Source organism: Streptomyces sp. NPDC038707, from assembly GCF_040636485.1.
Taxonomy (GTDB): domain Bacteria; phylum Actinomycetota; class Actinomycetes; order Streptomycetales; family Streptomycetaceae; genus Streptomyces.
The window spans coordinates 1-24641 of record NZ_JBEZUP010000042.1 but is presented as its reverse complement, the minus strand read 5'-3'; the positions used below and the strand labels follow the sequence as shown (position 1 = coordinate 24641).

The following is a 24641-nucleotide window of genomic DNA, read 5'->3' as shown; positions in this document are numbered from 1 at the left end:
TCCACACCGGGACCGGGAACGGCCCGCGCCAAGCGTGACCCGGAAACGGCCCGCGCCGTGCCGGAGCCGCAGGGGCGGCGGGGCGGACGGCGGCCGCGCCCGGGGACACGCCGGAAGCACAGCGGGGCCCGGCGGCAGGGAGAACCGCCGGGCCCCGCTGCGAGGCACGCTTACTTGATCTTGTTGCCCGCCGAGCGCAGGTGCTGCGTGGCCTGCACGACGCGCGCGGCCATGCTCGCCTCGGCCAGCTTGCCCCACGTGCGCGGGTCGTAGGCCTTCTTGTTGCCGACCTCGCCGTCGACCTTCAGGACGCCGTCGTAGTTCTGGAACATGTGGGCGGCGACCGGACGGGTGAAGGCGTACTGGGTGTCCGTGTCGATGTTCATCTTCACCACGCCGTTCTCCAGCGCGGTCTGGATCTCCTGCTCGGTGGAGCCGGAGCCGCCGTGGAAGACGAAGTCGAACGGGGACTCCTTGCCGAACCGGGCGGCGACGCCCTCGTTCAGCTCCTTGAGCAGCTCGGGACGCAGGACGACGTTGCCCGGCTTGTACACGCCGTGCACGTTGCCGAAGGACGCGGCCAGCAGGTAGCGGCCCTTCTCGCCCAGGCCCAGGGCCTCGGCGGTGCGGATGGCGTCGTCGACGGTGGTGTAGAGCTCGTCGTTGATCTCGTGGGTGACACCGTCCTCCTCGCCGCCGGTCGGGGTGATCTCGACCTCGAGGATGATCTTGGCGGCGCGGGCCTGCTCCAGCAGCTCCTGCGCGATCTCCAGGTTGTCGGCGAGGGTCTCGGCCGAGCCATCCCACATGTGCGACTGGAACAGCGGGGTGAGACCGGCGTCGACGCGCTTCTTGGACAGCGCGATCAGCGGACGCACGTACCCGTCGAGCTTGTCCTTCGGGCAGTGGTCCGTGTGCAGGGCGATGTTGACCGGGTACTTCTCGGCGATGACGTGCGCGAACTCGGCGAGCGCGACCGCGCCGGTCACCATGTCCTTGCTGTACTGGCCGCCGAGGAACTCCGCGCCGCCGGTCGAGATCTGGACGATGCCGTCGCTCTCGGCCTCCGCGAAGCCGCGCAGCGCCGCGTTCAGGGTCTGCGTGGAGGTCACGTTGATGGCCGGGTAGGCGAACTTGCCTGCCTTCGCCCGGTCGAGCATCTCGTTGTAGACCTCGGGGGTTGCGATGGGCATCTGTCCGCTCCTTGTGTTGCGGGTAGGGGTCTGCGTTACGGCCCTGACCTAGACCTGGGGGGCGACGTCATCGTCGGCCCCATCTTCCCAGACATGAACCGATGGTCCATGCGCCGGTCAAGTCCACGCCGGTCGGGCGCGTCAGTCCAGCCCCAATTCGTCCTTCGAGAAGGCGAAGCGGTAGGGAACACCCGCGCCCGCTTCGATCTTCTCTGCGGCTCCGGTCGCCCGGTCCACGATCGTGGCGACGGCGACGACCTCCGCGCCGGCCTCCCGCACGGCCTCGACGGCGGTCAGCGGCGAACCGCCGGTGGTGGAGGTGTCCTCGACCACCAGGACCCGGCGGCCCGCGATGTCCGGGCCCTCGACGCGCCGCTGGAGCCCGTGCGCCTTGGCGGCCTTGCGGACCACGAACGCGTCCAGGCGGCGGCCGCGCGCGGCGGCGGCGTGCAGCATGGCGGCGGCCACCGGGTCGGCGCCCATGGTGAGCCCGCCGACCGCGTCGAACTCCAGGTCGGCGGTCAGGTCCAGCAGCACCTGGCCGACCAGCGGGGCGGCCTCGCCGTCGAGGGTGATGCGGCGCAGGTCGACGTAGTAGTCGGCCTCCAGACCGGAGGAGAGGGTCACCTTGCCGTGCACCACGGCCTTGTCCTTGATCTGCTGCAGCAGTGCGCCGCGCACGTCGTCCGTCATGCCGACCAGCTTAGAGCCGACGCCAGCTCCAGGTCGTACTCGCCTCCAGCGGCTCCAGCGGGGTGACCAGGCGCGGAAGGGTGTTCAGGCCGTTGGGCGGGCCGGTCTGCGGTTCGACGCAGACGGCCTCGGCCTGCTCGTCGTAGACCACCACCCACTCCTGACGGGAGGCCACCTTCAGCTCCAGCCGGTCCGGCCAGGTGAGGGTGACGTCGACGCCGCCCGGCATGCCGAAACAGTCGTCCCAGGGGCCGGGCCGGGGGTCGGTCCGGTGGCCGGTGGGCAGGTGGTCGGCGCCGCGCTCCTCCTGCCAGGCGGGCGCGAAGTCCAGCCGTACGCCGGCGCCGTCGAGGTTCCGGTTGAACCACGGGTGCCAGCCGAGCTGCGCCGGGAAGGAGTCGTCGTACGTCTCCACGGACATGGTCAGGGTCAGGCCGTCCTCGGTGAGCGCGACGACCTGGGTGACGCGGCCGGGGTGCGGCCAGGGGTCGGTCAGCTCGTACGTGATCACCGCCTCGTCCGCCGAGACGCGCGCGGTGCGCCAGGCGCCGTCGCGCGCGGTGCCGTGGATGGCGTGCGGCGGGGAGTTGAGCGGCATCTGGCGGACGGTGCCGCCGTCCAGGAAGCGGCCGTCGCGGATCCGGCCGCACCAGGGCACCATCGGGAAGCAGCCGTAGCGCGGGCCCTGCCGCAGCAGCTCCAGGGAGCCGACCTTGAGCCCGCTGATCCGGCCGCCGTTCGCGGGGCTGACGCGTACTTCCGCTTCGCCTGCGGTCAGCGTGATGTCTTCGTTGCTCACGGGACGACACTACTGGGGCGCGCGGGGGGTGTGTGGGGGTGCCGGTCAGCGTCGTCTGCGCAGGGCGCGGGTGACCACGACCGCCGAGGCCAGGGCGAGAGCCGCGGCGGGGGCCGCCCAGCGCAGGGCCTGGTTCCCCACGACGGTCTGGGGGGCGGGTACGGGGGCGTACCGGCCGCGCGGCGGGGCGTGGTCGACCTCCTCGGCGCTGCGCCCGATCATCGTCCGCCGCGCGTGCGCGGCCTCGGCGGGCGGCTCCCCGCTCCCGGCGAAGTCCTCGGCGAGGGGGCCGGGGTCGCGGGGGGCGGAGTCTTCGGCACCGGGGCCTTCCGCTTCGGTGCCTTCGGTGCCTTCGGTGCCTTCGGTGCCTTCGGTGCCGGTTCCGCTGTCCTCGGCGTCGTCGTCCGCGTCGCGGTCCAGGGAGGGCGGCGGCACCTCGGTGTCGAAGACGGAGGGACGCGACGCGTCCGCCGCCACGCCCACGCCCTCACCCTCGCCCTCGTCGGGCTCCGAGGGCTCGTCGGCCCCCGAGGACTGATCGCCCTCTCCCACGGACTCCTCAGCCGCCACGGACTCCTCCCCCTCCCCCGGCTCCTCCGCCGCCAGGGACTCCAGGAACCGGGTCAGCAGCCTCGTCGTCGCCGAGGTGACCGACTCCGCCGGGAGTTCCGCGAGCCGGCCGGTCGCCGTCGCCGTGCCCTCGGCGGTGACCGTGCAGCCCCCCTCGGCGGCCGTGAGGCGCAGGGTCAGGGACAGCTCGGCCGAGCCCGTGCCGCGGGCCTCGCCGGCGGCGGCCTCGACGGCGTACGTGCCGTCGGCGCGGGGGGTCACGCGGGCCGTGCCGCGATAGGTGACGGAGTGTCCGCCGACGCGCAGCTTCAGGCGGCCGGTGAGGGGTTCGGCACCGGCGTCCTGTTGCAGCCCGGGGACGGCGCGGGCGACGCGAGCGGGGTCGGTCAGGGCGGCGCCGAGCCGGTCGGGGGAAGCCTGGACGAAGACCTGGTGCTCCATGGTCCGGGAGCCTACCCACTCGCGGCCGGAACTCACCCGGACCTGCGCGGGGCCCCGCCCGCCGCCCCCCGCGTGCGACGGCTCAGTACCGCGGATGCACCAGCGTCGACTCCCGCAACCCGTCGATCCGGGTCCGGTCGGCCGCCCGCGCCGCCGCCGCCAGCCCGGACCGGGTGAGGGTGGCCGGCCGCCAGGAGCCCAGGCGCAGGGGCGGCGGGGTGCGGCCCGGTGCCGCGAGCAGGAAGCCCCAGTCGTGGGGGGACCGGAACGCGTCCGTGGAGCGGTCGGGGCCCGCCGCGAAGCGGCTGTCGTGGCCCGTCACCCGGTACGGGGAGACGCCGAAGCCGGCCGCGCGGAGGGTCGCGGCGACGGTCCAGTAGGCGCGCGGCCGGGTGGTGACGGGACCGGCGTGCACCACCAGGCGGCCGTGCGGGGCCAGCACCCGGCGGGCCAGGCCGTAGAACTCCTGGGAGTACAGCTTGGCGCTGGCGGTGATGCCGGGATCGGGCAGGTCGGCGATCACCACGTCGTACGTCCGTCCGCGCGCCCCCCGCAGCCAGGCGAGGGCGTCGGCGGTGGTGACGTGGACGCGCGGGTCGGCGAAGGCGTGCGCGTTGACGGCGGCGAGGCCGGGGTCGCGGCGGGCCAGCGCCACCAGGCCGGGGTCCAGTTCGACCACGTCGAGGCGGCGTACGTCGCGGTGGCGCAGCACCTCGCGGGCGGCCAGTCCGTCGCCGCCGCCGAGGATCAGCACGCGCGGGTGCGGGCCGGCCAGGGCGGGGTGGACCAGGGCCTCGTGGTAGCGGCGCTCGTCCCGGCCGCCGACGCGGAGCCGGCCGTCCAGGAAGAGGTCGAGGGGCCGGCCCCGGGTGCCGCCGGCCAGGACGATCTCCTGGACGTCGGTCTGCACGGCCACCCGCACGTCCGTGCCGTACACGGCGTGCCGGGCGGCCCGTTCGAAGTCGCCGGCGAGGGCGGCGGCACAGGCGAGGACGCCGAGGACGACGAGGCCGGCGAGGGAGAGGGCCCAGCGGGCGCGGCGGCCGAGGTCGCGCCGGAACAGGCCGAGGACCAGGGCGCCGCCCGCGACCACGTTGACCGTGCCGGTCAGCAGCGCGCCGGCGAGCTGGCCGAGGAACGGCAGCAGCAGGAAGGGAAAGGCGAGGCCGCCGACCAGGGCGCCGACGTAGTCCGCGGCGAACAGGTCGGCCACGGCGCCGCCCGCGTCCTGCCGCCGGATGCGCTGGATCAGTTCCATCAGCAGCGGCACCTCGGCGCCGATGAGCAGGCCGATGGCCAGGGAGAAGGCGACCAGCAGGCAGCGCGGTCCGGCGGCCCAGAGCCCGCCCCAGCCGGCGGTCCAGGCGAACACCGCGTACAGCGCCATGGCGCTGCATCCGCCGACCAGCGCGAGGGCCGCCTCGACCGCGCCGAAACCGGCCGCCGCGTGGCAGCGCAGCCGCTTCGCGGCGAGGGAGCCGATGCCCATCGCGAACACCATGACGGACAGCACCACGGACGCCTGGGTGACCGAGTCGCCGATCAAGTACGAGGCGAACGCGACCAGTTCGAGTTCGTACACGAGTCCGCATGCCGCGCAGACGAAGACGCACGCGAGGACCAGGAGCCGCCCGGTGCCGGGCCGGACGGGCAGCCGTGCGGGGCTCGTCCAGGAGGGCGGGACGCCTGGGGGCGCGGGGGCGTGCGGTTCGATCACCCTGCGACGTTACGTCACATCCCGGGCACGCTTCGTCACCCACACGTGTGGATCTGGGGGCGGTTGACGCATTACGGGTTTATGTCGCCGAAGAGGGCGCGGGCCCGGCGCTCAGTTCGCCTGGGCCACCCGCGTCCGTTCACCGACCCGGGTCCGGGTGGCCACCAGCTGTCCGTCCTGCGGGTAGGCGTGCCAGGTGCGCCAGTGCACCTGGCCCTCGTGCCGCTGGGCCAGCATCGCGGTGAAGGCGTGCGGGCTGCCGGGGAAGACGCCGGCGAGGCCGTGCGGATGGTCGGAGACGAGGGCCAGCAGCTCCTGGGCGCGGCCCGCGAAGGAGCCGGGGGTGAGCACCTCGACGCGGGCGGCGAACTCGTACTCCCAGCCGCCGACCCGCTTGGCGACGCCCAGCGGCAGCGGGGTGCTGGAGCCCGGGATGCACGCGACGGTCTCCGAACAGGTGCCGCGGTTTTCCTCCAGGAGCACCTGGTGGGACGCGCCGAGCAGCCGCAACTGGAGCTTGGCGCCGGTGAGTTCTAGGTCGAGGGTGGCCAGCGCGGGCAGCGGTTCGCGGCCCAGGGCCCAGGCGAGGTCGGCAGCGCGGGTATCGGTATAGGAGGTGTTCAGGGTCGTGAGCATGGATCGGCTCCGCTAACACGCAATGAGGGGGAAACCAGCCAATTTCAGCCCAGCCGACCCGGCCGGAATGGGGAGTCAGGGGGCGTTCGAGGGGCTGTGTTGGCGTTTAGAGGGAACCATGAACAAGGCTGCCGCCACAGGGTTTTTACCCAACTTCATTGGGTTTCCATCCCTCGGGGGGCTCACAGCTCAGGTGTTCAACTACGGCGTGCGCCGGTCGTGAATAAGACACGCCGGGCGCCTGCCGGATCTCGGTCCGGCGGACGCCCGGCGCGGTGCGGTCCGGATGCGGTTCCCCCTCTGTCCGGAAGCCCGGCTGCCCCGTGTCAGCCGCCGCCTCCCCCGCATCCGCCCCCGCCGCCGCACGACGACCCCCCGCCGCACGACGAGCCGCCGCCGCAGGACGAGCCCCCGCCGCAGGAGTGGCCGCCGTGCCCGTGTCCCCCGTGGTGCCCGCCGTGGTGTCCCGACGAGCCGGAGTCGCCGCCGGCCCACCAGCTGTCCGACGCCGTGCCGCCGTAGGCCGCGGCCGACGTGGAGGACGAGGACGACGCCCCGCGGTACGCCCCGTTCCGTCCGCGTCCCCGGCCGGCCGGCGGCCTGGTGCGCCGGTTCCGCCGGGTCTGCCCCACCGCGATGAACGCCACCGCGATCACCGCCAGGATGATGCCCTCGATCATGGCGTCACCCTCCTTCCGTTCCCCCGAAGCGGCCCCCCGTGGGCGCCTCGCCGTGTCACCGCCTCTGGCGCGGTGCCGGGGAGATGCCCGGCCGTGCCGGCGGCCAAAGCAGAGTTGAGGAACTCCAGAGCTTGAGCGCAGGATGACGGGCATGACCTCCAGCGCACGCCCTCATCTCAACCGCCGGCTCGCCGAGTTCGGGACCACGATCTTCGCCGAGATGTCGGCGCTCGCCGTGGCCACCGGATCGATCAACCTGGGCCAGGGCTTCCCGGACACCGACGGCCCCGAGGAGATCCGGGAGGCCGCCGTGCGGGCGCTGCGCGACGGGCGCGGCAACCAGTACCCGCCGGGCCCCGGCGTCCCCGAGCTGCGCACCGCCATCGCCGCCCACCAGCTGCGCCGCTACGGCCTGTCCTACGACCCCGACACCGAGGTGCTGGTCACGGCGGGCGCGACGGAGGCCATCGCCGCCGCGCTGCTGGCGCTGGTCGAGCCGGGGGACGAGGTGGTGGCGCTGGAGCCGTACTACGACTCGTACGCGGCGAGCATCGCCATGGCGGGCGGGCGTCGGGTGCCGGTGACCCTGCGGCCGCACGAGGGCAGCTTCCGGCTGGACCTGGACGAGCTGCGCGCGGCCGTCACCGACCGCACCCGGCTGCTGCTGGTCAACACCCCGCACAACCCGACCGGCACCGTCCTCACCCGCGCCGAGCTGGCCGCGATCGCCGAGCTGGCGGTGGAGCGGGACCTGCTGGTGGTCACCGACGAGGTCTACGAGCACCTGGTCTTCGACGACGCCGGGCACCTGCCGCTCGCCACGTTCCCGGGGATGCGCGAGCGCACGGTGAGCATCGGCTCGGCGGGCAAGACGTTCTCGTTCACGGGCTGGAAGGTCGGCTGGGTGACGGCCGCGCCGGAACTGGTCGGCGCGGTCCGCTCGGCCAAGCAGTTCCTGACGTACGTCGCCTCCGGCCCCTTCCAGTACGCGGTCGCAGAGGCGCTCGCGCTGCCGGACTCCTACTTCGAGGAGTTCCGCCGGGGCATGCTGGCCCGCCGGGAGATCCTCGCGGAGGGGCTGACGGCCGCCGGTTTCGAGGTGTTCCGGCCGGCCGGCACCTACTTCATCACCACCGACATCCGGCCGCTCGGCGAGAAGGACGGCTTCGCCTTCTGCCGGGCCCTGCCCGAACGGGCGGGCGTGGTGGCCATCCCGAACGCGGTCTTCTACGACGACCGGGAGGCGGGGGCGCCGTTCGTGCGGTTCGCCTTCTGCAAGCGCGAGGAGGTGTTGCGGGAGGCCGCCCAGCGGCTGCGGTCCATGTGAGCGCGCTGAGCGCGGTGCGTCCGGCCGGGGACGGCGGGCCCCCGGCCGGACGTGCGGTGCGCCTTACTCGGCGTCGCCCTCGGGCTCCTCGCCCTCGGCGCCCTCCGGGTCCAGGCCGAGCTGCTCCACCAGCCACTTGTCGAACTCGATCGCGGCCCGCACCCAGCTGACCGTGGACGAGACGAAGTGGTTGATGTCGACGCCCGTGCCGATCAGCATCTGGGCCTCGCCGATCAGCCGGACGGTGCCGTCCTCGTGGGTGTGGGTGTACACCTTGGGCCACAGGGTGCGGCGGTTCCACTCGTCCACGGTCTCGAGCAGCCGCGGCTTGTCCTCGATGGCGTGCGGGCGGTCGAAGAAGGTCCGCACCGAGAAGATCGCCTGTTCGGGCTCGTCCCCGCGGAACATGAAGTAGGTGCGGAACTGCTCCCACGGCGCGACGAGGTCGTTCTCCTCGTCGACGACGTACTTCAGCTCCATCTGCTCGAGAAGCTGCTTCACCAGGTCCTGATCCGGGAGGACGGGGCCCGCCGGTCCTTGGGGCTGCGGTTCGGGCTGGCCCCCGAAATTAGGAATCGAGGACGGGTCGATGCTCACCGTGTTTTTCCCTTCATACGGATACCGCCATCCTCCCCCATGCGGGGAGGGGCATGGCAAGCCCCGACCCACCGCTCAGCCCTGAGCTGAAGGGCGTGTCAAAGCGCCTTCCCGGCGGCCGGGTCCCCCTGCGGCCCCCACGGGACACGGACACCCCCCCCCATGCCGAAGCCACCGGCAGGACGGGAGCGGCCCCGGCACCCCCGGCCACCCCGGCCCGCCACCACCCCACGACAGAAAACCCGGCCGAAGCACCTACCCCACGGCCCACAACCCCCTCCGAACCCCACGGAACACGAACACCCCGCCCCCCATGCCGAAGCCACCGGCAGGACGGGAGCGGCCCCGGCACCCCCGGCCCCCCCCGGCCACCCCGGCCCACGACAGAAGACCCGGCCGAAGCACCTACCCCACGGCCCACAACCCCCTCCGAACCCCACGGAACACGGACACCGCACCCCCCATGCCGAAGCCACCGGCAGGACGGGAGCGGCCCCGGCACCCCCGGCCCCCCCCGGCCCGCCGTCACCCCGCGGCGGAAGGGCCGTGTCGGACCGCCCGGTCCTGCGCCGAGGGTCCCCGTCAGAGCGTCTTCCCTGTGGCCGGGCCCACCAGCAGGCCCTCGCCGAAGCGGTCCACGCGGACCGTGTCGCCGTCCTTGACCTCGCCGGACAGGATCTCCTTGGCCAGCCGGTCGCCGATGGCGCTCTGCACCAGGCGGCGCAGCGGGCGGGCGCCGTACGCCGGGTCCAGGCCCTCCTCCGCGAGCCAGGCCAGCGCCTCGGGGCTGACCTCCAGGGTGAGCCGCCGCTCGGCGAGCCGCCTGGCCAGCCGGTCGATCTGCAGCCGGGCGATCCGTTCCAGCTCGGGCTTGGTCAGCGCCGAGAAGACCACCAGGTCGTCCAGCCGGTTGAGGAACTCGGGCTTGAAGGAGGCCCGCACCACCTCCAGCACCTGCTCCCGCTTCTCCTCCTCGCCGGTCAGCGGGTCCATCAGGAACTGGCTGCCCAGGTTGGAGGTGAGCACCAGGATCGTGTTGCGGAAGTCGACCGTGCGGCCCTGGCCGTCGGTGAGCCGGCCGTCGTCCAGCACCTGGAGCAGGACGTCGAAGACCTCCGGGTGGGCCTTCTCGACCTCGTCCAGCAGCACCACGCTGTACGGGCGCCGCCGCACCGCCTCGGTGAGCTGGCCGCCCTCCTCGTAGCCGACGTAGCCGGGGGGCGCGCCGACCAGCCGGGCCACGCTGTGCTTCTCGCCGTACTCGGACATGTCGATGCGGACCATGGCCCGCTCGTCGTCGAAGAGGAAGTCGGCGAGCGCCTTGGCCAGTTCGGTCTTGCCGACACCGGTCGGGCCGAGGAAGAGGAAGGAGCCGGTGGGGCGGTCGGGGTCGGCGATGCCGGCGCGGGAGCGGCGCACGGCGTCCGACACGGCCCGTACGGCCTCGCCCTGGCCGATCAGCCGCTTGCCGATCTCCTCCTCCATGCGCAGCAGCTTCTGCGTCTCGCCCTCCATCAGCCGGCCGGCCGGGATGCCGGTCCAGGCGGCGACCACGTCGGCGATGTCGTCGGCGCCGACCTCCTCCTTGACCATGGTGTCCGGGGCGGCCTCCTCCTCGGCGGCGGAGGCGGCCTCCAGCTCCTTCTCCAGCTGCGGGATCTCGCCGTACAGCAGCTTGGCCGCGGTGTCGAAGTCGCCGTCGCGCTGAGCCCGTTCGGCCTGCCCGCGCAGGTCGTCCAGCTTCTCCTTCAGCTCGCCGACCCGGTTGAGGGACTGCTTCTCCTTCTCCCAGCGGGCGGTGAGGCCGCGCAGCTCCTCCTCCTTGTCGGCGAGGTCGCGGCGCAGCTTCTCCAGCCGCTCCCGGGAGGCCGGGTCGGTCTCCTTGCCGATCGCCAGCTCCTCCATCCGCAGCCGGTCGACGGCGCGCTGGAGCTCGTCGATCTCCACCGGGGAGGAGTCGATCTCCATGCGCAGCCGGGAGGCGGCCTCGTCGACGAGGTCGATGGCCTTGTCCGGCAGGAAGCGGGAGGTGATGTAGCGGTCGGAGAGGGTGGCCGCCGCGACCAGCGCCGAGTCCGCGATCTGCACCTTGTGGTGGGCCTCGTAGCGGCCCTTCAGACCGCGCAGGATGGCGATGGTGTCCTCGACGGAGGGCTCGGCGACCAGGACCTGCTGGAAGCGGCGCTCCAGCGCGGGGTCCTTCTCGATCCGCTCCCGGTACTCGTCCAGGGTGGTGGCGCCGACCATGCGCAGCTCACCGCGGGCGAGCATGGGCTTGAGCATGTTGCCCGCGTCCATGGCGGAGTCGCCGCCGGCGCCGGCGCCCACGACGGTGTGCAGCTCGTCGATGAAGGTGATGACCTGGCCGTCGGAGTCCTTGATCTCGGCGAGGACGGCCTTGAGCCGCTCCTCGAACTCGCCGCGGTACTTGGCGCCGGCCACCATCGCGCCGAGGTCGAGCGCGACCAGCCGCTTGTCCTTCAGCGACTCGGGCACGTCGCCCTTGACGATCCGCTGGGCGAGTCCCTCCACGACGGCGGTCTTGCCGACGCCGGGCTCGCCGATGAGGACCGGGTTGTTCTTCGTACGGCGGCTCAGCACCTGGACGACCCGCCGGATCTCCTGGTCCCGTCCGATGACCGGGTCCAGCCGGCCCTCGCGGGCGGCGGCGGTGAAGTCGGTGCCGAACTTCTCCAGGGCCTTGTACTGGCCCTCGGGATCGGCGGTGGTCACGCGGCGTCCTCCCCTGGCCTTCCTGAAGGCCTCCAGCAGCTTCTTGGCGTCGGCGCCCTGCCCGGTGAGCAGCTCGCCGGCGGCTCCGCCCTCGGCGGCGACGCCGATCAGCAGGTGCTCGGTGGACAGGTACTCGTCCCCCAGCTCCCGGGCCCGCTCGCCGGCGTCGGCGATCACGGCCAGCAGCTCGCGGTTGGGCTGCGGCGGTGCCACGGTGGACCCGGTCACGCTGGGCAGCCCGGCCAGGATCCGCTCGGCGCCGGAGCGCACGGCGGCCTGGTCGGCGTCGACCGCGGCCAGCAGGTCGGTGATGTTCTCGTTGTCCCGCCCCTGGAGCAGGGCCAGCAGCAGATGGGCGGGGGTGAGGTCCGGGTGCCCGCCGGTCACGGCGCGCTGGCTCGCGGCGTTGATCGCGTCCCGGCTCCTGTTGGTCAGCTCGGCGTCCACGTCTGCGTTCTCCTCCTCGACCGCTCTCCACTGCTGACTTAACCAGCGTACACAAAGTTGAGTCTATTCCGCTCAAGCTTCGGAGGGGAGGGCCGAGGGGCTAGGTTGCGCGCATGACGAGACGTTCCCTGGACCCGGCCGCCCTCGACGAGTCGTACCTCGCCTTCTGGTGCGAACGGCATCTGTGCACCCTGACGACCCTGCGCCCGGACGGCAGCCCGCACGTCGTGCCGGTGGGGGTGACGTACGACGCCGGGGCCGGGCTGGCCCGGGTGATCACCAACGGAACCAGCGCGAAGGCCCGGTACGTGGCGGCGGCCGGCGAGGCGGGCGCCCGGGTCGCGGTGTGCCAGGTGGACGGCCGGCGCTGGGCGACGCTGGAGGGGCGGGCGCGGGTGCGGACCGAGCCGGAGCGGGTGGCCGAGGCGGAGCGGCGCTACGCCGAGCGCTACCAGCGCGCGCCCCGGCCGAATCCGGCGCGCGTGGTGATCGAGATCGAGGTCGGACGGGCGCTCGGGAACGCCTGATGAACGGCGATTTTCGGCCAGTATGGAAATGTCCGCATACCCCGATACTTCCCCGCAAACGGCAGCGGCGTCACCGTGTTCAGGTCACGGTGACGCCGCTGCGGGGGGAAGTACCTGAGCGATCTTTTACGACGGGGGAATCGCGTCAGGCACTGCGGGGGGTGGCCGAGATGGTCCTCAGGTCGGACTCCACCGGCTCGGAGAGCCGGTGATCCCGCTGGTCCAGGTTCACAAAGATCATTCCGTACCGGATGGCACACCGCACCGGCTGCGGGGCACCACGCGGTCTGCGCAGGCACCGGTACGCCCGCACGTCTCCGTCCTCGTCCCGGGTGACGACGACCGGTTCGCCGAACACGGTCACCATCAGCGAATCACCGCTGTGGGGGATGGCGGTGACCAGGTCGATGAAATGCCAGCCGGACCGGTAGGCGGTGGCCATCTCGCGACGGAAGGAGCGGTCGTCGGGTGGAGTGGTCATGACTGCACGGCCCAGCTGCTGTCGGCCGGCGGGACCCACGAGCTGTCCGCGGGCGGGGCCCAACTGCTGTCCGCCGGCGGGAGCCACGAGCTGTCGCCCGGGGCGTCGGACGCCACGATCACCCAGCTGCTGTCACCGGCACCGGCGCCAGCAGCGGCCTGTACGCGCCAACTGCTGTCCTGGGCGACAGCATCCTTCGTCCCCGCATGACCGGTCAGTGCGCCGAAGGCCAAGGCGGCGGAGAAGGCGGCGACAAGCGCCGAGCGAAGCATTGTCTTATGCATAGTCGGCTTCGTCCTCATGTGAAGGTCACCTCTCCCCCGTCCGGATACGACGATGGCCCATTCCGGCACGTCATGGCCACACAAACGATGCATCATGTTCCTGCACGTTCATGACCCTGGGGGGTGGAGATTTGGCGATAAACGAGATTAACCGGACACATCCCCATGGTCTGACCGACCTGTGCGAGGAAGGGAGCCGTCTGTACGGGAATGCTCTCCGGACGGGGCGCATAGCCCGCGCCGACGTGGAAACCGCGCCGTGTCTGATGGAGTTCGCCCTCCTTCATCCCGACCCCGACGACCCCAACTGGCTCCGTCCGGTACCCCCGTCGATCGCCCTGGCCCAGCGGCTCAACCCGATCGAGCAGGAGATCACCCAGCGCCGCCGGGAGTCCATCGAACTCTCCGACGCTTTCGAGCCGTTCATGCACATCAGTGCCCAGCCGACGGCGACCACCCACTCGATCACCGTGCTGGAGGGCCTGGACCGGATCAACGCGGCACTGGATCTGGCCACCTCCCAGTGCCAGAGCGAGATGCTCACGGTCCAGCCCAGCCGCAGGCGGCTCGAACACACCCTCGCCAAGGCCCTGGAGCGCGACCGCCCGCTGATCGAGCGGGGCTGCCGCATCCGCACCCTCTACCAGCACCCCGCCCGCTACAGCCCCGAGACGCTGGCCTACGTGGCCCAGTTCGCCGACGGCAAGGTGGAGTACCGGACGATCGACGAACTGGCCGAGCGGCTGATCATCTGCGACGAGACGGTCGCCTTCATCCCCACCCGGGACGACGGGGAGGTGGCGCTCGAACTCCGCCACCCCGGACTGGTCCGCTACCTGGTCAAGGTCTTCGAGTTCATGTGGGCCCGCGCGGTCCCGCTGAGCGCCGGCGCCCCCTACGAGACCGCCCCCGACGGCATCACCGAGGTCCAGCACTCCATAGCCAAGCTCCTGGTCGAGGGGCACGTGGACGAGGCCATAGCCCGCCGCCTCGGCATGAACGTGCGCACCTGCCGGGCCCACATAGCCAAGCTCGCCCACGCCCTCGGCAGCGGCAGCCGCGCCCAGCTCGGCTACCTCATCGCCCAGTCCGGCATCCTGGACCGCGAGCAGTGAGCCCGTCCGCCCGGCTCAGCGCCCGGCCGGGGGCTCCTGGTCCACGCCGGTCAGCGCCCGGGGCGGGCGGTGGCCGTCCAGGCCCACCTGGGCGATCCGCACCCCGAGCTGGGTGCGGCTGGCCGCGCCCAGGGTCTCCGACAGCCGGGCGATGTGGGCCCGGCAGGTGCGCACGCTGATGCCCAGCCGCTCGGCGATCACCGCGTCCTGGTGGCCCTCCGCCAGCAGCGCGGCGATGGACTGCTCCCGGTGCGAGATCCCCTCGATGCCGGTGTCCGGCAGCGGCGCGGTCAGCGGGATGGCGAGCCGCCACAGCCGCTCGAAGACCGTCACCAGATACTCCACCAGCGCCGGGTGGCGCAGCTCCAGGGCCATCGTGCGGTCGGTGTTGGCGGGGATGAAGGCCACCGTGCGGTCGAAGAGGATGAGCCGGTCGATGACCTCGTCCAGGGTCCGGGCCTCCACCGTGTCGCCCATCAGCTCCAGGTAGTTCAGCAGCCCCTGCCCGTGCCGCGCCACGTGCGTGTACAGGTCGCGCATGCGCACGCCCCGGCCGCGCAGCGCCAGCGCCCGGTGCAGCCCCTCGGTCAGCTCCGCCTCCCGCCGGATGCCGCCGGGCTGCACGGTGAGCACCTCGGTGGTGCACGCCTCGGTCGCCTCGTCCATCGCGGCCTGGATGCGGGAGAGCCCGTCCAGGACCCGGATGGCGCTGCCCTCGGACGGTGCCGCCAGGGCGTCCCGCTGCCGGCCCAGGCCCGCGTACCACTCGAACGCGGCCACCGCCGAGCCCACCCGCCGCTGGCTCGCGCTGACCTCGTCGTAGACCCCGCGCAGCAGCCGGGTCATGACCTCCTGCGGCGAGGTCGGCACCAGCCAGTCCATGTCGTCCGGATCGGGGTGGAGCAGGGCCAGTTCCAGCAGACAGGGCACGGGCCCCGCGTCCGAGCGCGGCACGCGCCCCCGGCGCACGGCACGGGAGTACACCCGGTCCCCGGCCTCACACAGCCGGTCGGCACCGTGAGGGTGCTCCTCCGCCCCGCGCCCGGCCATCGCCCATTTCACCCCCGGTGTGCTGCCACTTCCGCAGCGCAACTATGCGCGGCGCCGACCGGCTCCGCAACACGGGTGTCCCGACGGCGGCGCCCAAGTGGTCCTGTTCCGCCCGGTTTTGGGTGGTGCTCGGTCCTTCACATCGCAACGAGTGACGGTGGGGGCGCGGACGCGCCGGACCGGCTACTTCAGCCCGACCGTCGCGCAGGCCGCCTTGTACGGGGCGGTGCAGATCTCGTCGGCCGAGTAGATGCCGTCCGCGATGACCGTGTCCTTGACGGTCTTCTTGGTCAGCGCGCTCACCTGGAGCAGCCGCGCCGGGATGTCCTTGGCGGTGGGGCTGTCCACCCGGTCCTGGGTGAGGGCGTCGAACTGGATGTCCTTGCCCTGGAGCCGCATGACGGCCATCTGCGCGGCGGCCTCGGCCTCGTCCGGGTAGGACTTGTAGACGCTCATGTACTGCTCGCCGGCCACCACCCGCTGCACCGCGTCCAGGTCGGCGTCCTGGCCGGTGACCGGGGGCAGGCTGGTGACACCGGCCGCCTTCAGGGCCTTGATGACACCGCCCGCCATGCCGTCGTTGGCGGAGTAGACACCGGCGATGTTGCCCTTGCCGAGCTTGGCGATCGCCTTGGCCATGTTCGCCTCGGCGTTCTCCGGCTTCCAGTCCGTGGTGTCGTAGCTGTCGGCGATCGTCACCTTGCCGTTCAGCTCGGAGAGCGCGCCCTCCTTGAACTGCTTGGCGTTGGGGTCGGTGGACGAGCCGTTCATCATCACGATCTTGTCGGAGATGTCGGCGGCCGAACCCAGCGCCTCCAGCAGGGTCCGGCCCTGCACCTCGCCGACCAGCTCGTTGTCGAAGGAGACATAGGCGTCGATCGGACCCTCGGCCAGGCGGTCGTAGGCGATGACCGGGATGCCCGCGTCCTTGGCCTTCTGCACCTCGCCGGCGATGGCGTGCGCGTCCACCGCGTCCAGCAGGATGACGTCGGCCTTGGCGTCGATCATGTTCCGCAGCTGCTCGGCCTGGCGGGCGGCGCTCGCCTCGGCGTTGGCGTACTCCACCTTGCCCTTGTTCTTGGTGAGTTCGGCGACCTTGCGCTTGATGATGGGGTAGTCGAACTTGTCGTAACGGGTGTTCGCCTTCTCCGGCAGCAGCAGGCCCACGGTGATGTCGTCGCCCTTGGTCGGGCTCGCGCTCGCGCCGTCGCCCGTCGCGTTCAGCACACCGCAGCCGGCGAGCGAGAGGGTCATCGTGGAGGCGGCCACGGACAGGGCGATACGACGCATTCGGGGGCTCACTTCGGTGTGGTACGGAGGGGTACTGCGCTACGACCCAGGTGTCTGAAAAGACAACGCGGCGCGCCCGCCCGGCGTCAAGAAAAATCACTTAACGAGTGCGCAACACCACGCTCAGCAGCATCTGTGAAGGTCACGCGAAACCGCCTGCAAGGTGCCTTTACCGACCCTCCACCCCAAGGAAGTTCACGGGACGGCCAGACCTGTACAACCAACCCGGTTCCCCATGAGTCGTGATCGCCGGCGGCCTCGGGCCGCACTCCGACTCGATCAGAGGAACGAATGAACCCAGCCAGACGTGCGACCGCGACGGCGGTCGTGCTCGCCGCCGCCGGCGCCCTGCTGAGCGCCGTCGCCCCCACCGCGTCCGCCGCCGCGACCTGCGCCTCCCCCGCCTACCAACGGCAGTTCTTCGCGAACACCACCTTCAAGGGCACCCCGAAGAAGACCGACTGCGACACCGCCGTGGCCGAGAAGTGGGGCACCGGCGCCCCGGCCACCGGCCTGCCCAAGGACAACTTCGGCGTCCGCTGGACGGTGACCCGCGACTTCGGCTCCGGCGGCCCCTTCGCCCTGCCGGTCACCGCCCAGGACGGCATCCGGGTCTATCTGGACGGCACCCGCAAGGTCGACCTGTGGAAGAACGTCTCCACGACCCAGAAGAAGACGGTCGACGTCACGATTCCGTCCGGCAGGCACACGCTCCGCGTGGACTTCGTCAACTGGACCGGCGCCGCAGACGTCTCCTTCTCCTACACCCCCCGCACCGCGCCCGCCGTGGACAAGGTCAAGCCCCTGGTGCCGTCGGGCGACTCGGTGTCGTACGACGCCGCGACCGGCCGGGCCAAGGTGAGCTGGGCGAAGAACAAGGAGATGGACCTCGCCGGTTACCGCGTCTACCGGCGGCTGAAGGGCTCCGCGTACGGGGCCGTGCCGCTGGCGACGACCACCGGCACGAGCTACACCGACACCACCCTCCCCGTGACCGGCGAGACCTTCTACTACGAGGTCCGCGCCTACGACAAGGCCGGCAACGCGTCCGCGGGCACCACCGACCGGCCCGTCACCACCGCCGACCGCACCGCGCCCGGCGCACCGGCCGACCTGGCGCCCACCGACGCCTCCGAGCAGAACGGCCTGCGCCTCGGCTGGGATTCCGTCCCCGGCGCGGCCTCCTACCGGGTCTACCGGGCGACGAGCGCGAACGGCGCCTACACCCGCCTCGGCAACACGGCGGAGCCCTCCTACCGGGACGCCACGGCCGCGGTGGGCACCACCTACTCCTACCGGGTGACCGCGGTGGACGCGGCGGGCAACGAGTCCGCCCGGTCCGCCGCCGCCACCGGCACGCGCCGGGACGACACCCCGCCGCAGCCCGTCACCGGGCTGAAGGCCACCCCGACCGACGACGGCTTCGAGCTGACCTGGGACCGGAACCCGGCGCCCGACCTGCAGCGGTACTCCGTCTACGGGGGCCAGCTCCTCAGCGACGGCGAGGACAGCGTCTGCGCCGCCTCCGAGGTCGCCTGGCTGACGCCCGACGTCACCTCCTACCGGTACACCACGGTCCCCGACGGCGAGGACCGCTGCTTCTTCGTCGACGCCGTCGACGCGTCGGGGAACTCCCGCTACAAGCAGACCGGCGAGGCGGACGTGGTGGTCGCCACCGAGCTGGGCGCACCGGCGGAGCCGGGCACCGAGCCCGCCGCCGACGGCGACGGAGCATAGAAGAAGCCGGAGCACAGAAGAAGAGGGGCCCGGCGTCCGGGCCCCTCTTCACAGGCGCCGGTACGCGCCCTCAGTCCTGCTGTTGCTGCCGCTTCGGCCGCCACACCACCAGCGCGCTGGTCTGCTGGACCTCCTGGTACGGCACCAGGTCGCGCCGGTAGGAGGCGTGCACCGCGGCCTCCCGCTGCCGCATCGCCGCCGCCGCGCCGTCCAGGGCCGCCTCCAGCTCCGCGACCCGGGACTGGAGCGCGGCCACCTGGTTCTCCAGCTCGATGATCCGCTTGATGCCGGCCAGGTTGATGCCCTCGTCCTGCGACAACTGCTGCACCTGGCGGAGCAGTTCGATGTCACGGGCCGAGTAGCGCCGCCCGCGGCCGGCGGTGCGGTCGGGGGAGACCAGGCCCAGGCGGTCGTACTGGCGCAGCGTCTGCGGGTGGAGTCCGGAGAGCTGGGCCGCCACCGAGATGACATAGACGGGGGTCTCGTCGGTCAGTTCGTACGGTGAGAAACCCCCGCGCTGGCGGGGACGACGGCCATCCATCTCTCTCAAGCTCCCTTCGCGGCCTCGAACAGCTCCGCCCGCGGGTCCTCGCCCGCGGTCGCCTCGCGATACGCCTCCAGCGCGTCACGAGCCTTCCCCGACAGGTCCGTGGGGACACGCACCTCCACGGTGACCAGCAGGTCGCCGCGGGTGCCGTCCTTGCGGACCGCGCCCTTGCCCCGGGCCCGCATCGTACGGCCGTTCGGGGTGCCGGGCGGCAGTTTCAGGGTGACGGGCGGGCCGCCGAGGGTCGGCACCCGCACCTCGCCGCCGAGGGCCGCCTCGGGATACGACACCGGCACGGTGACGGTGAGGTTGTCGCCCTTGCGCCCGAACACCGGGTGCTCCCCGACATGCACGACCACGTACAGATCACCGGCCGGGCCGCCCCGCTCGCCGGGCGCGCCCTTGCCGCGCAGCCGGATGCGCTGCCCGTCGGTCACCCCCGCGGGAATGCGGACCTGCATGGTCCGCGACGACTTGGCGCGCCCGCTGCCCTTGCACTCCTCGCAGGGGTGCTCGGCGATCAGGCCGCGGCCCTTGCAGTCGGGGCAGGGGTCGGTCAGCGAGAAGCCGCCGCCGGAGCCCCGCGCGACCTGCCCGGTGCCGACGCAGGTCGGGCACACGCGCGGGGTGCCGTTCTTGTCGCCGGTGCCCGAACAGGCCTTGCAGGGCGCCTGGGAGGACATCCGCAGCGGCACCGTGGCGCCCTCGATGGCCTCCGTGAAGCTCAGCGTCACCTCGGACTCGACGTCCTGGCCGCGCCGGGGCTGGGTCCGCGGACCCGCGGCGCCGCCCCGGTTGAACAGGCCCCCGAAGACGTCACCGATGCCGCCGCCGAAGCCGCCGCCCTGGGCGGCGCCGCCGAACAGGTCGCCCAGGTCGAAGTTGAAGGAGCCGCCGGCCGCGCCCGGCCCGGGGCGGAAGCCGCCGTTGCCGAACAGCGCGCGCGCCTCGTCGTACTCCTTGCGCTTCTTGGGGTCGCCGAGGACGTCGTGCGCCTCGGAGATCTCCTTGAAGCGCTCCTCGGCCTTGGTGTTGCCCTTGTTGGCGTCCGGGTGGAACTCGCGGGCGAGCTTCCGGTACGCCTTCTTGATCTCGGCCTCGGTGGCGTCCTTGGGGACGCCGAGGACCTTGTAGTAGTCCTTCTCGATGAAGTCCTTGGTGCTCATCCCCGACGTCCCTCCTTCCCCTGGGTCCTCACGTCAGCCCTCGTCCGGGCCACCGTTCTCCTTGTCGCCGTCCGCCGCGGTCTTCTCCCCGTCGTCCTCCGCCTGGTCCGCCTTGACGGTCTGGGCGCCGGGCTGCGGCTCGGCCACGGCCACCCGCGCGGGGCGGATGGTGCGCTCGCCGATGCGATACCCCGGCTGGAGGATCGCCACGCAGGTCGTCTCCGTGACGTCCGGCGCGTAGGAGTGCATCAGGGCCTCGTGGATCGTCGGGTCGAAGGGCTCGCCCTCCTTGCCGAACTGCTGCAGGCCCATCTTGGCCGCGACGGTCTCCAGCGACTCGGCCACCGACTTGAAGCCGCCGACCAGTTCGCCGTGTTCCCGTGCCCGGCCGATGTCGTCGAGCACCGGGAGCAGCTCGGTCAGGAGGTTCGCCACGGCGATCTCCTTGACCGCGGCCCGGTCGCGCTCGACGCGGCGGCGGTAGTTCTGGTACTCGGCCTGGAGGCGCTGGAGGTCCGCCGTGCGCTCGCTGAGCGCCGTGCGCACCTGGTCCAGCTGGGCGACCAGACCGGCGTTCTCTGCGGGTGCGTCCCCGGCCGGGGCCGCCCCCTCCTCGGGGGCGGCCTTCGGCTCGGCGTCGTCGGAGGTGGCGCCGGAGGGGACGTCGGGCTTCTCCTCGAAGCCCGGGGTCTCCTCCGTCACGCGGCACCGTCCTTGCGCTCGTCGTCCACGATCTCGGCGTCCACGACGTCGTCGTCCTTGGCGTCACCGGCGGGGGCACCGCCGGCGGCCTGGGCGCCCTGGGCGTCGGCGTAGAGGGCCTGGCCCAGCTTCTGCGAGACGGCCGCGACCTTCTCGGTGGCGGTGCGGATCTCGGCGGTGTCCTCGCCCTTGAGCTTCTCCTTCAGCTCGGCGACGGCGGACTCCACCTCGGTCTTGACCTCGCCGGGGACCTTGTCCTCGTTGTCCTTGAGGAACTTCTCGGTCTGGTAGACGAGCTGCTCGCCCTGGTTGCGGGTCTCGGCGGCCTCGCGGCGCTTGTGGTCCTCCTCCGCGTAGCGCTCGGCCTCCTCGCGCATGCGGTCGACCTCGTCCTTCGGCAGCGAGGAGCCGCCGGTGACGGTCATCTTCTGCTCCTTGCCGGTGCCGAGGTCCTTCGCCGTGACGTGCATGATGCCGTTGGCGTCGATGTCGAAGGAGACCTCGATCTGCGGGACGCCGCGGGGCGCCGGCGGCAGACCGGTCAGCTCGAACATGCCGAGCTTCTTGTTGTACGCCGCGATCTCGCGCTCGCCCTGGTAGACCTGGATCTGCACCGACGGCTGGTTGTCCTCGGCCGTGGTGAAGATCTCCGAGCGCTTGGTCGGGATCGTGGTGTTGCGCTCGATCAGCTTGGTCATGATGCCGCCCTTGGTCTCGATGCCGAGGGACAGCGGGGTGACGTCGAGCAGCAGGACGTCCTTGACCTCGCCCTTGAGGACACCGGCCTGGAGCGAGGCGCCGATGGCGACGACCTCGTCCGGGTTCACACCCTTGTTGGCCTCCTTGCCGCCGGTCAGCTCCTTGACGAGCTCGGCGACGGCGGGCATACGGGTGGAGCCACCGACGAGCACGACGTGGTCGATCTCGTTGATGGAGATGCCGGCGTCCTTGATGACGTTGTGGAACGGCGTCTTGCAGCGCTCCAGCAGGTCGGCCGTCAGCTGCTGGAACTGGGCGCGGGTGAGCTTCTCGTCCAGGTGCAGCGGGCCCTCGGCGGACGCCGTGATGTACGGCAGGTTGATCGAGGTCTCGGTGGAGGAGGACAGCTCGATCTTGGCCTTCTCGGCGGCCTCGCGGAGGCGCTGGAGGGCCATCTTGTCCTTGGACAGGTCCACGCCGTGGCCGGACTGGAACTGCTTGACCAGGTAGTCGACGACGCGCTGGTCCCAGTCGTCGCCACCGAGGTGGTTGTCGCCGTTGGTGGCCTTCACCTCGACGACGCCGTCGCCGATCTCCAGCAGGGACACGTCGAAGGTGCCGCCGCCGAGGTCGAAGACGAGGATCGTCTGGTCGTCCTTGTCGAGGCCGTACGCGAGCGCCGCGGCGGTCGGCTCGTTGACGATGCGCAGGACGTTCAGACCGGCGATCTCGCCGGCCTCCTTCGTCGCCTGGCGCTCGGAGTCGTTGAAGTAGGCCGGGACGGTGATGACCGCGTCCGTGACCTTCTCGCCCAGGTAGGCCTCGGCGTCCCGCTTCAGCTTCTGCAGGATGAACGCGGAGATCTGCTGCGGGTTGAAGTCCTTCCCGTCCAGCGCGATCTTCCAGTCGGTGCCCATGTGGCGCTTGACGGACCGGATGGTCCGGTCGACGTTGGTGACCGCCTGGCGCTTGGCCACCTCGCCGACGAGCACCTCGCCGTTCTTCGCGAAGGCGACGACGGACGGCGTGGTCCTGGCACCCTCGGCGTTGGTGATGACGGTGGGCTCGCCGCCCTCCAGAACGCTGACGACGGAGTTAGTCGTGCCCAGGTCGATGCCGACCGCACGTGCCATGGTTGATTCCTCCAGCTGACTTGAGTGGAACAGGCTCAAGTGTGCATGAGGAGGACCGCAGGGTCAACAGACCTGAGTCAATCGGACTCAACTCTTATCCGCTCCTTACACGCAAGTGCCCGCTGACCTGCGTGGATGTCGTACGACGGGGCTGCGGAACAGGCACCCGAAGGAGTACGAGGACGCCCACCGCGACGACGACCGCGCCGGCCACCCACAGCGCGGCCCCGTCCCCGGTCCACCCCGCGTGCACCAGTACCCCCACCAGCACCGAGGAGAACGAGGCGGCCCCCAGCAGCACGACCGCCCCCGGCGGGGTGAGCCCGGTCCGGCGCAGCCGGTGCGCGAGGTGGTCCGGGCCGCGCCGCAGCAGCGGACGCCGGGCGGTGCTCCGGGCGAGGACGACCAGCAGGGCGTCGGCCACGGCCACGGCCCCCAGACAGAAGACCACCGCCGCGCTCGGCCCGAGCGCGTACCCCGCGCGCGTGAAGACGACGGCGGAGGACAGCACGAACCCGGTGAACAGCGAGCCGCACGCGCCGAGGCCGATCCGCGCGGGGTGCCAGTTGTGCATCAGGAAGCCGGTGAGGGCGGCGGCGACCACGCTCAGCAGCACGGCGAGGCCGTCCATCACCTCGGCGGCGGCGCAGGCGCCGACCCCGAAGGCGGTGATCACCCCGACCGTCCCGGCCAGCCCGTCGGCGTGGTCCAGCCCCCGGAAGGCGAGGGTGGTGAGCACGATCCAGACGACGGCCAGCATCCCGCCGGGCAGGCCCGTGTCGTCGTAGGGCACCACGCAGACCGCGGCCACGGCCGTACCGGCGGCGAGCACCCGGGCGCGCAGCCGCCACACGTCAGCCACCAGCCCCAGGGCGGCGATCACGGCGGCGGCCGTCAGCAGCCGCCCGACGCCCTCCCCGAGCGGGGCCACCCGGCTCCACTGACCCATCCCGGCGACCAGACAGGTGACGACCACGACGGCGAGCCCGCCGAGCAGCGGGAGGGGACGCTGCCGGCGCCGGTCGAGGATCCCGGCCCGCAGGGCGGGCGCCCGGAGCGCCGCGGCGAGCACGGCGGTCAGGAGGAGGGCGGCGGTGGCGGCGGCGATCCCGTAGAGCACGGCTCTAAGGTAGGGGCGAAAGTATCAATTCGGTACGAATAACACGATCTGATTGCCTGGCGGCGATCCATATCACCCCGCGCTCTGCTGCATCCCGACGGAAGATGGGGGTAGTCTCAGACGGACTACATAAGTTACCGCTTAGTAATTTCCGTCAGCCCAGACAGCTCGTTCCGACCGAGGCCGCTTCAGGAGCCCCAATGCAACTCGCCGCGATCATCGTGTCGCTGGTCCTGATCGTGGTCGGCGTGGCACTGTTCGGCCGCGCCCTCCTCCAGATCTACAACCACATGCGGCTGGGCCAGCCGGTACCGGCCGGCACGCGGACCGACGATCCCGCACAGCGCACCATGACCGTGGTCCGGGAGTTCCTCGGCCACACCCGCATGAACCGCTGGGGCATCGTCGGCGTGGCGCACTGGTTCGTCGCCGTCGGCTTCTTCACCCTGCTGCTGACGATCGTCAACGCCTTCGGGCAGCTGTTCAAGGCGGACTGGATCCTGCCCGTCCTGGGCGACTGGGCACCGTACAACGTCTACGTCGAGTTCATCGGCACGATGACCGTCATCGGCATCCTCGTGCTGATCGCGATCCGCCAGCTGAGCCACCCGCGCGACCCGGGCCGCAAGTCCCGCTTCGCCGGCTCCAACTTCGGCCAGGCGTACTTCGTCGAGACCGTCATCCTCATCGTCGGCGTCTGCATCTTCATGCTGCACGCCCTCGAAGGCGCCCAGCACCACGTCGACGGCTACGAGGCCTCGTTCTTCATCTCGTACCCGGTCGTCGCCTGGCTGCGGGACATGGACCTCTCCACGCTGCAGAACCTGACCTACCTCTTCGCCGGCGTGAAGATCGCGACCTCCTTCATCTGGATGATCACGGTCTCGCTGAAGACGGACATGGGTGTGGCCTGGCACCGTTTCCTGGCCTTCCCGAACATCTGGTTCAAGCGCAACG

Annotated in this window: 21 protein-coding genes and 1 pseudogene; 5 read left to right on the top strand and 17 right to left on the bottom strand. The window is 71.8% G+C overall.

What is annotated here, in order from left to right; all coding sequences use genetic code 11:
* Positions 1 to 170: 170 nt before the first annotated feature.
* The 7 genes from fbaA to AB0E62_RS35075 all read right to left on the bottom strand — a co-directional run bounded on the left by fbaA (position 171) and on the right by AB0E62_RS35075 (position 6729).
* Positions 171 to 1193: a class II fructose-bisphosphate aldolase gene (gene fbaA, locus AB0E62_RS35105; protein WP_030620589.1), complete on the bottom strand. Its 1023-nt coding sequence runs from the start codon at positions 1191 to 1193 to the stop codon at positions 171 to 173.
* Positions 1194 to 1334: 141 nt separating this feature from the next.
* Positions 1335 to 1886 (bottom strand): orotate phosphoribosyltransferase, encoded by a 552-nt coding sequence (gene pyrE / locus AB0E62_RS35100; RefSeq protein WP_030620592.1) that lies wholly within the window; start codon positions 1884 to 1886, stop codon positions 1335 to 1337.
* A 10-nt stretch (positions 1887 to 1896) separates the two neighbouring features.
* On the bottom strand, positions 1897 to 2685 hold the full coding sequence (locus tag AB0E62_RS35095) for an aldose 1-epimerase (RefSeq protein WP_362203436.1): 789 nt from the start codon (positions 2683 to 2685) through the stop codon (positions 1897 to 1899).
* 45 nt (positions 2686 to 2730) lie between these two features.
* Positions 2731 to 3696 (bottom strand): SRPBCC family protein, encoded by a 966-nt coding sequence (locus tag AB0E62_RS35090; RefSeq protein WP_362203433.1) that lies wholly within the window; start codon positions 3694 to 3696, stop codon positions 2731 to 2733.
* Between the two features lie 82 nt (positions 3697 to 3778).
* Complete coding sequence (locus AB0E62_RS35085) at positions 3779 to 5413, bottom strand: polyamine aminopropyltransferase (protein WP_362203430.1); 1635 nt, start codon at positions 5411 to 5413, stop codon at positions 3779 to 3781.
* Between the two features lie 111 nt (positions 5414 to 5524).
* A complete protein-coding gene (locus tag AB0E62_RS35080; RefSeq protein WP_362203427.1) occupies positions 5525 to 6049 on the bottom strand; it encodes a DUF2617 family protein in 525 nt (174 codons plus the stop codon).
* 326 nt (positions 6050 to 6375) lie between these two features.
* Positions 6376 to 6729, bottom strand: a complete 354-nt coding sequence (locus AB0E62_RS35075; RefSeq protein WP_362203424.1) for a hypothetical protein — start codon at positions 6727 to 6729, stop codon at positions 6376 to 6378.
* A gap of 142 nt (positions 6730 to 6871) precedes the next feature.
* Between AB0E62_RS35075 and AB0E62_RS35070 the strand changes: the two genes are divergently transcribed.
* Positions 6872 to 8056, top strand: coding sequence for a pyridoxal phosphate-dependent aminotransferase (locus AB0E62_RS35070; RefSeq protein WP_362203421.1), 1185 nt, complete (start codon positions 6872 to 6874; stop codon positions 8054 to 8056).
* A 63-nt stretch (positions 8057 to 8119) separates the two neighbouring features.
* On the opposite strand, the gene AB0E62_RS35065 is transcribed toward AB0E62_RS35070, so the two are convergent.
* Entirely contained in the window at positions 8120 to 8653 is a 534-nt protein-coding gene (locus AB0E62_RS35065) for a YbjN domain-containing protein (RefSeq protein ID WP_362203418.1), read from the bottom strand.
* Positions 8654 to 9235: 582 nt separating this feature from the next.
* A complete protein-coding gene (clpB, locus tag AB0E62_RS35060; protein WP_362203415.1) occupies positions 9236 to 11833 on the bottom strand; it encodes an ATP-dependent chaperone ClpB in 2598 nt (865 codons plus the stop codon).
* A 113-nt stretch (positions 11834 to 11946) separates the two neighbouring features.
* Here clpB and AB0E62_RS35055 point away from each other — a divergent pair, with 113 nt between their 5' ends.
* Positions 11947 to 12360, top strand: a complete 414-nt coding sequence (locus tag AB0E62_RS35055; RefSeq protein WP_362203412.1) for a TIGR03618 family F420-dependent PPOX class oxidoreductase — start codon at positions 11947 to 11949, stop codon at positions 12358 to 12360.
* Between the two features lie 145 nt (positions 12361 to 12505).
* Here the strand turns inward: AB0E62_RS35055 and AB0E62_RS35050 are convergent, their stop codons facing one another.
* The gene (locus AB0E62_RS35050; protein ID WP_030620617.1) at positions 12506 to 12841 is read right to left on the bottom strand and encodes a hypothetical protein; all 336 of its coding nucleotides are present in this window, start codon (positions 12839 to 12841) and stop codon (positions 12506 to 12508) included.
* 394 nt (positions 12842 to 13235) lie between these two features.
* Between AB0E62_RS35050 and AB0E62_RS35045 the strand changes: the two genes are divergently transcribed.
* Positions 13236 to 14240 carry a helix-turn-helix transcriptional regulator gene (locus AB0E62_RS35045; RefSeq protein ID WP_362203409.1) on the top strand — a complete coding sequence of 335 codons (1005 nt, stop codon included), beginning with the start codon at positions 13236 to 13238 and terminating at the stop codon, positions 14238 to 14240.
* 15 nt (positions 14241 to 14255) lie between these two features.
* Here the strand turns inward: AB0E62_RS35045 and AB0E62_RS35040 are convergent, their stop codons facing one another.
* Both AB0E62_RS35040 and AB0E62_RS35035 read right to left on the bottom strand, forming a co-directional pair.
* Positions 14256 to 15290: a LuxR C-terminal-related transcriptional regulator gene (locus tag AB0E62_RS35040; protein ID WP_362203406.1), complete on the bottom strand. Its 1035-nt coding sequence runs from the start codon at positions 15288 to 15290 to the stop codon at positions 14256 to 14258.
* Between the two features lie 183 nt (positions 15291 to 15473).
* On the bottom strand, positions 15474 to 16580 hold the full coding sequence (locus AB0E62_RS35035; protein WP_362203403.1) for a substrate-binding domain-containing protein: 1107 nt from the start codon (positions 16578 to 16580) through the stop codon (positions 15474 to 15476).
* Between the two features lie 291 nt (positions 16581 to 16871).
* On the opposite strand from AB0E62_RS35035, the gene AB0E62_RS35030 reads away from it, so the two are divergent.
* Positions 16872 to 18317: a PA14 domain-containing protein gene (locus AB0E62_RS35030; protein WP_362203400.1), complete on the top strand. Its 1446-nt coding sequence runs from the start codon at positions 16872 to 16874 to the stop codon at positions 18315 to 18317.
* A gap of 70 nt (positions 18318 to 18387) precedes the next feature.
* Here the strand turns inward: AB0E62_RS35030 and AB0E62_RS35025 are convergent, their stop codons facing one another.
* The 5 genes from AB0E62_RS35025 to AB0E62_RS35005 all read right to left on the bottom strand — a co-directional run bounded on the left by AB0E62_RS35025 (position 18388) and on the right by AB0E62_RS35005 (position 23684).
* Entirely contained in the window at positions 18388 to 18858 is a 471-nt protein-coding gene (locus AB0E62_RS35025; RefSeq protein ID WP_189755730.1) for a helix-turn-helix domain-containing protein, read from the bottom strand.
* 5 nt (positions 18859 to 18863) lie between these two features.
* Positions 18864 to 20030, bottom strand: coding sequence for a molecular chaperone DnaJ (dnaJ, locus tag AB0E62_RS35020; protein WP_362203397.1), 1167 nt, complete (start codon positions 20028 to 20030; stop codon positions 18864 to 18866).
* A gap of 33 nt (positions 20031 to 20063) precedes the next feature.
* Positions 20064 to 20732, bottom strand: coding sequence for a nucleotide exchange factor GrpE (gene grpE / locus AB0E62_RS35015; RefSeq protein ID WP_362203394.1), 669 nt, complete (start codon positions 20730 to 20732; stop codon positions 20064 to 20066).
* Positions 20729 to 22564, bottom strand: a complete 1836-nt coding sequence (dnaK, locus tag AB0E62_RS35010; RefSeq protein WP_318202241.1) for a molecular chaperone DnaK — start codon at positions 22562 to 22564, stop codon at positions 20729 to 20731. The genes grpE and dnaK overlap by 4 nt, the downstream gene beginning before the upstream one ends.
* A 94-nt stretch (positions 22565 to 22658) precedes the next feature.
* Complete coding sequence (locus AB0E62_RS35005; protein WP_362203391.1) at positions 22659 to 23684, bottom strand: MraY family glycosyltransferase; 1026 nt, start codon at positions 23682 to 23684, stop codon at positions 22659 to 22661.
* Between the two features lie 200 nt (positions 23685 to 23884).
* Between AB0E62_RS35005 and AB0E62_RS35000 the strand changes: the two are divergent.
* A pseudogene (locus tag AB0E62_RS35000) lies at positions 23885 to 24641 on the top strand (Fe-S oxidoreductase); the annotation flags it as partial.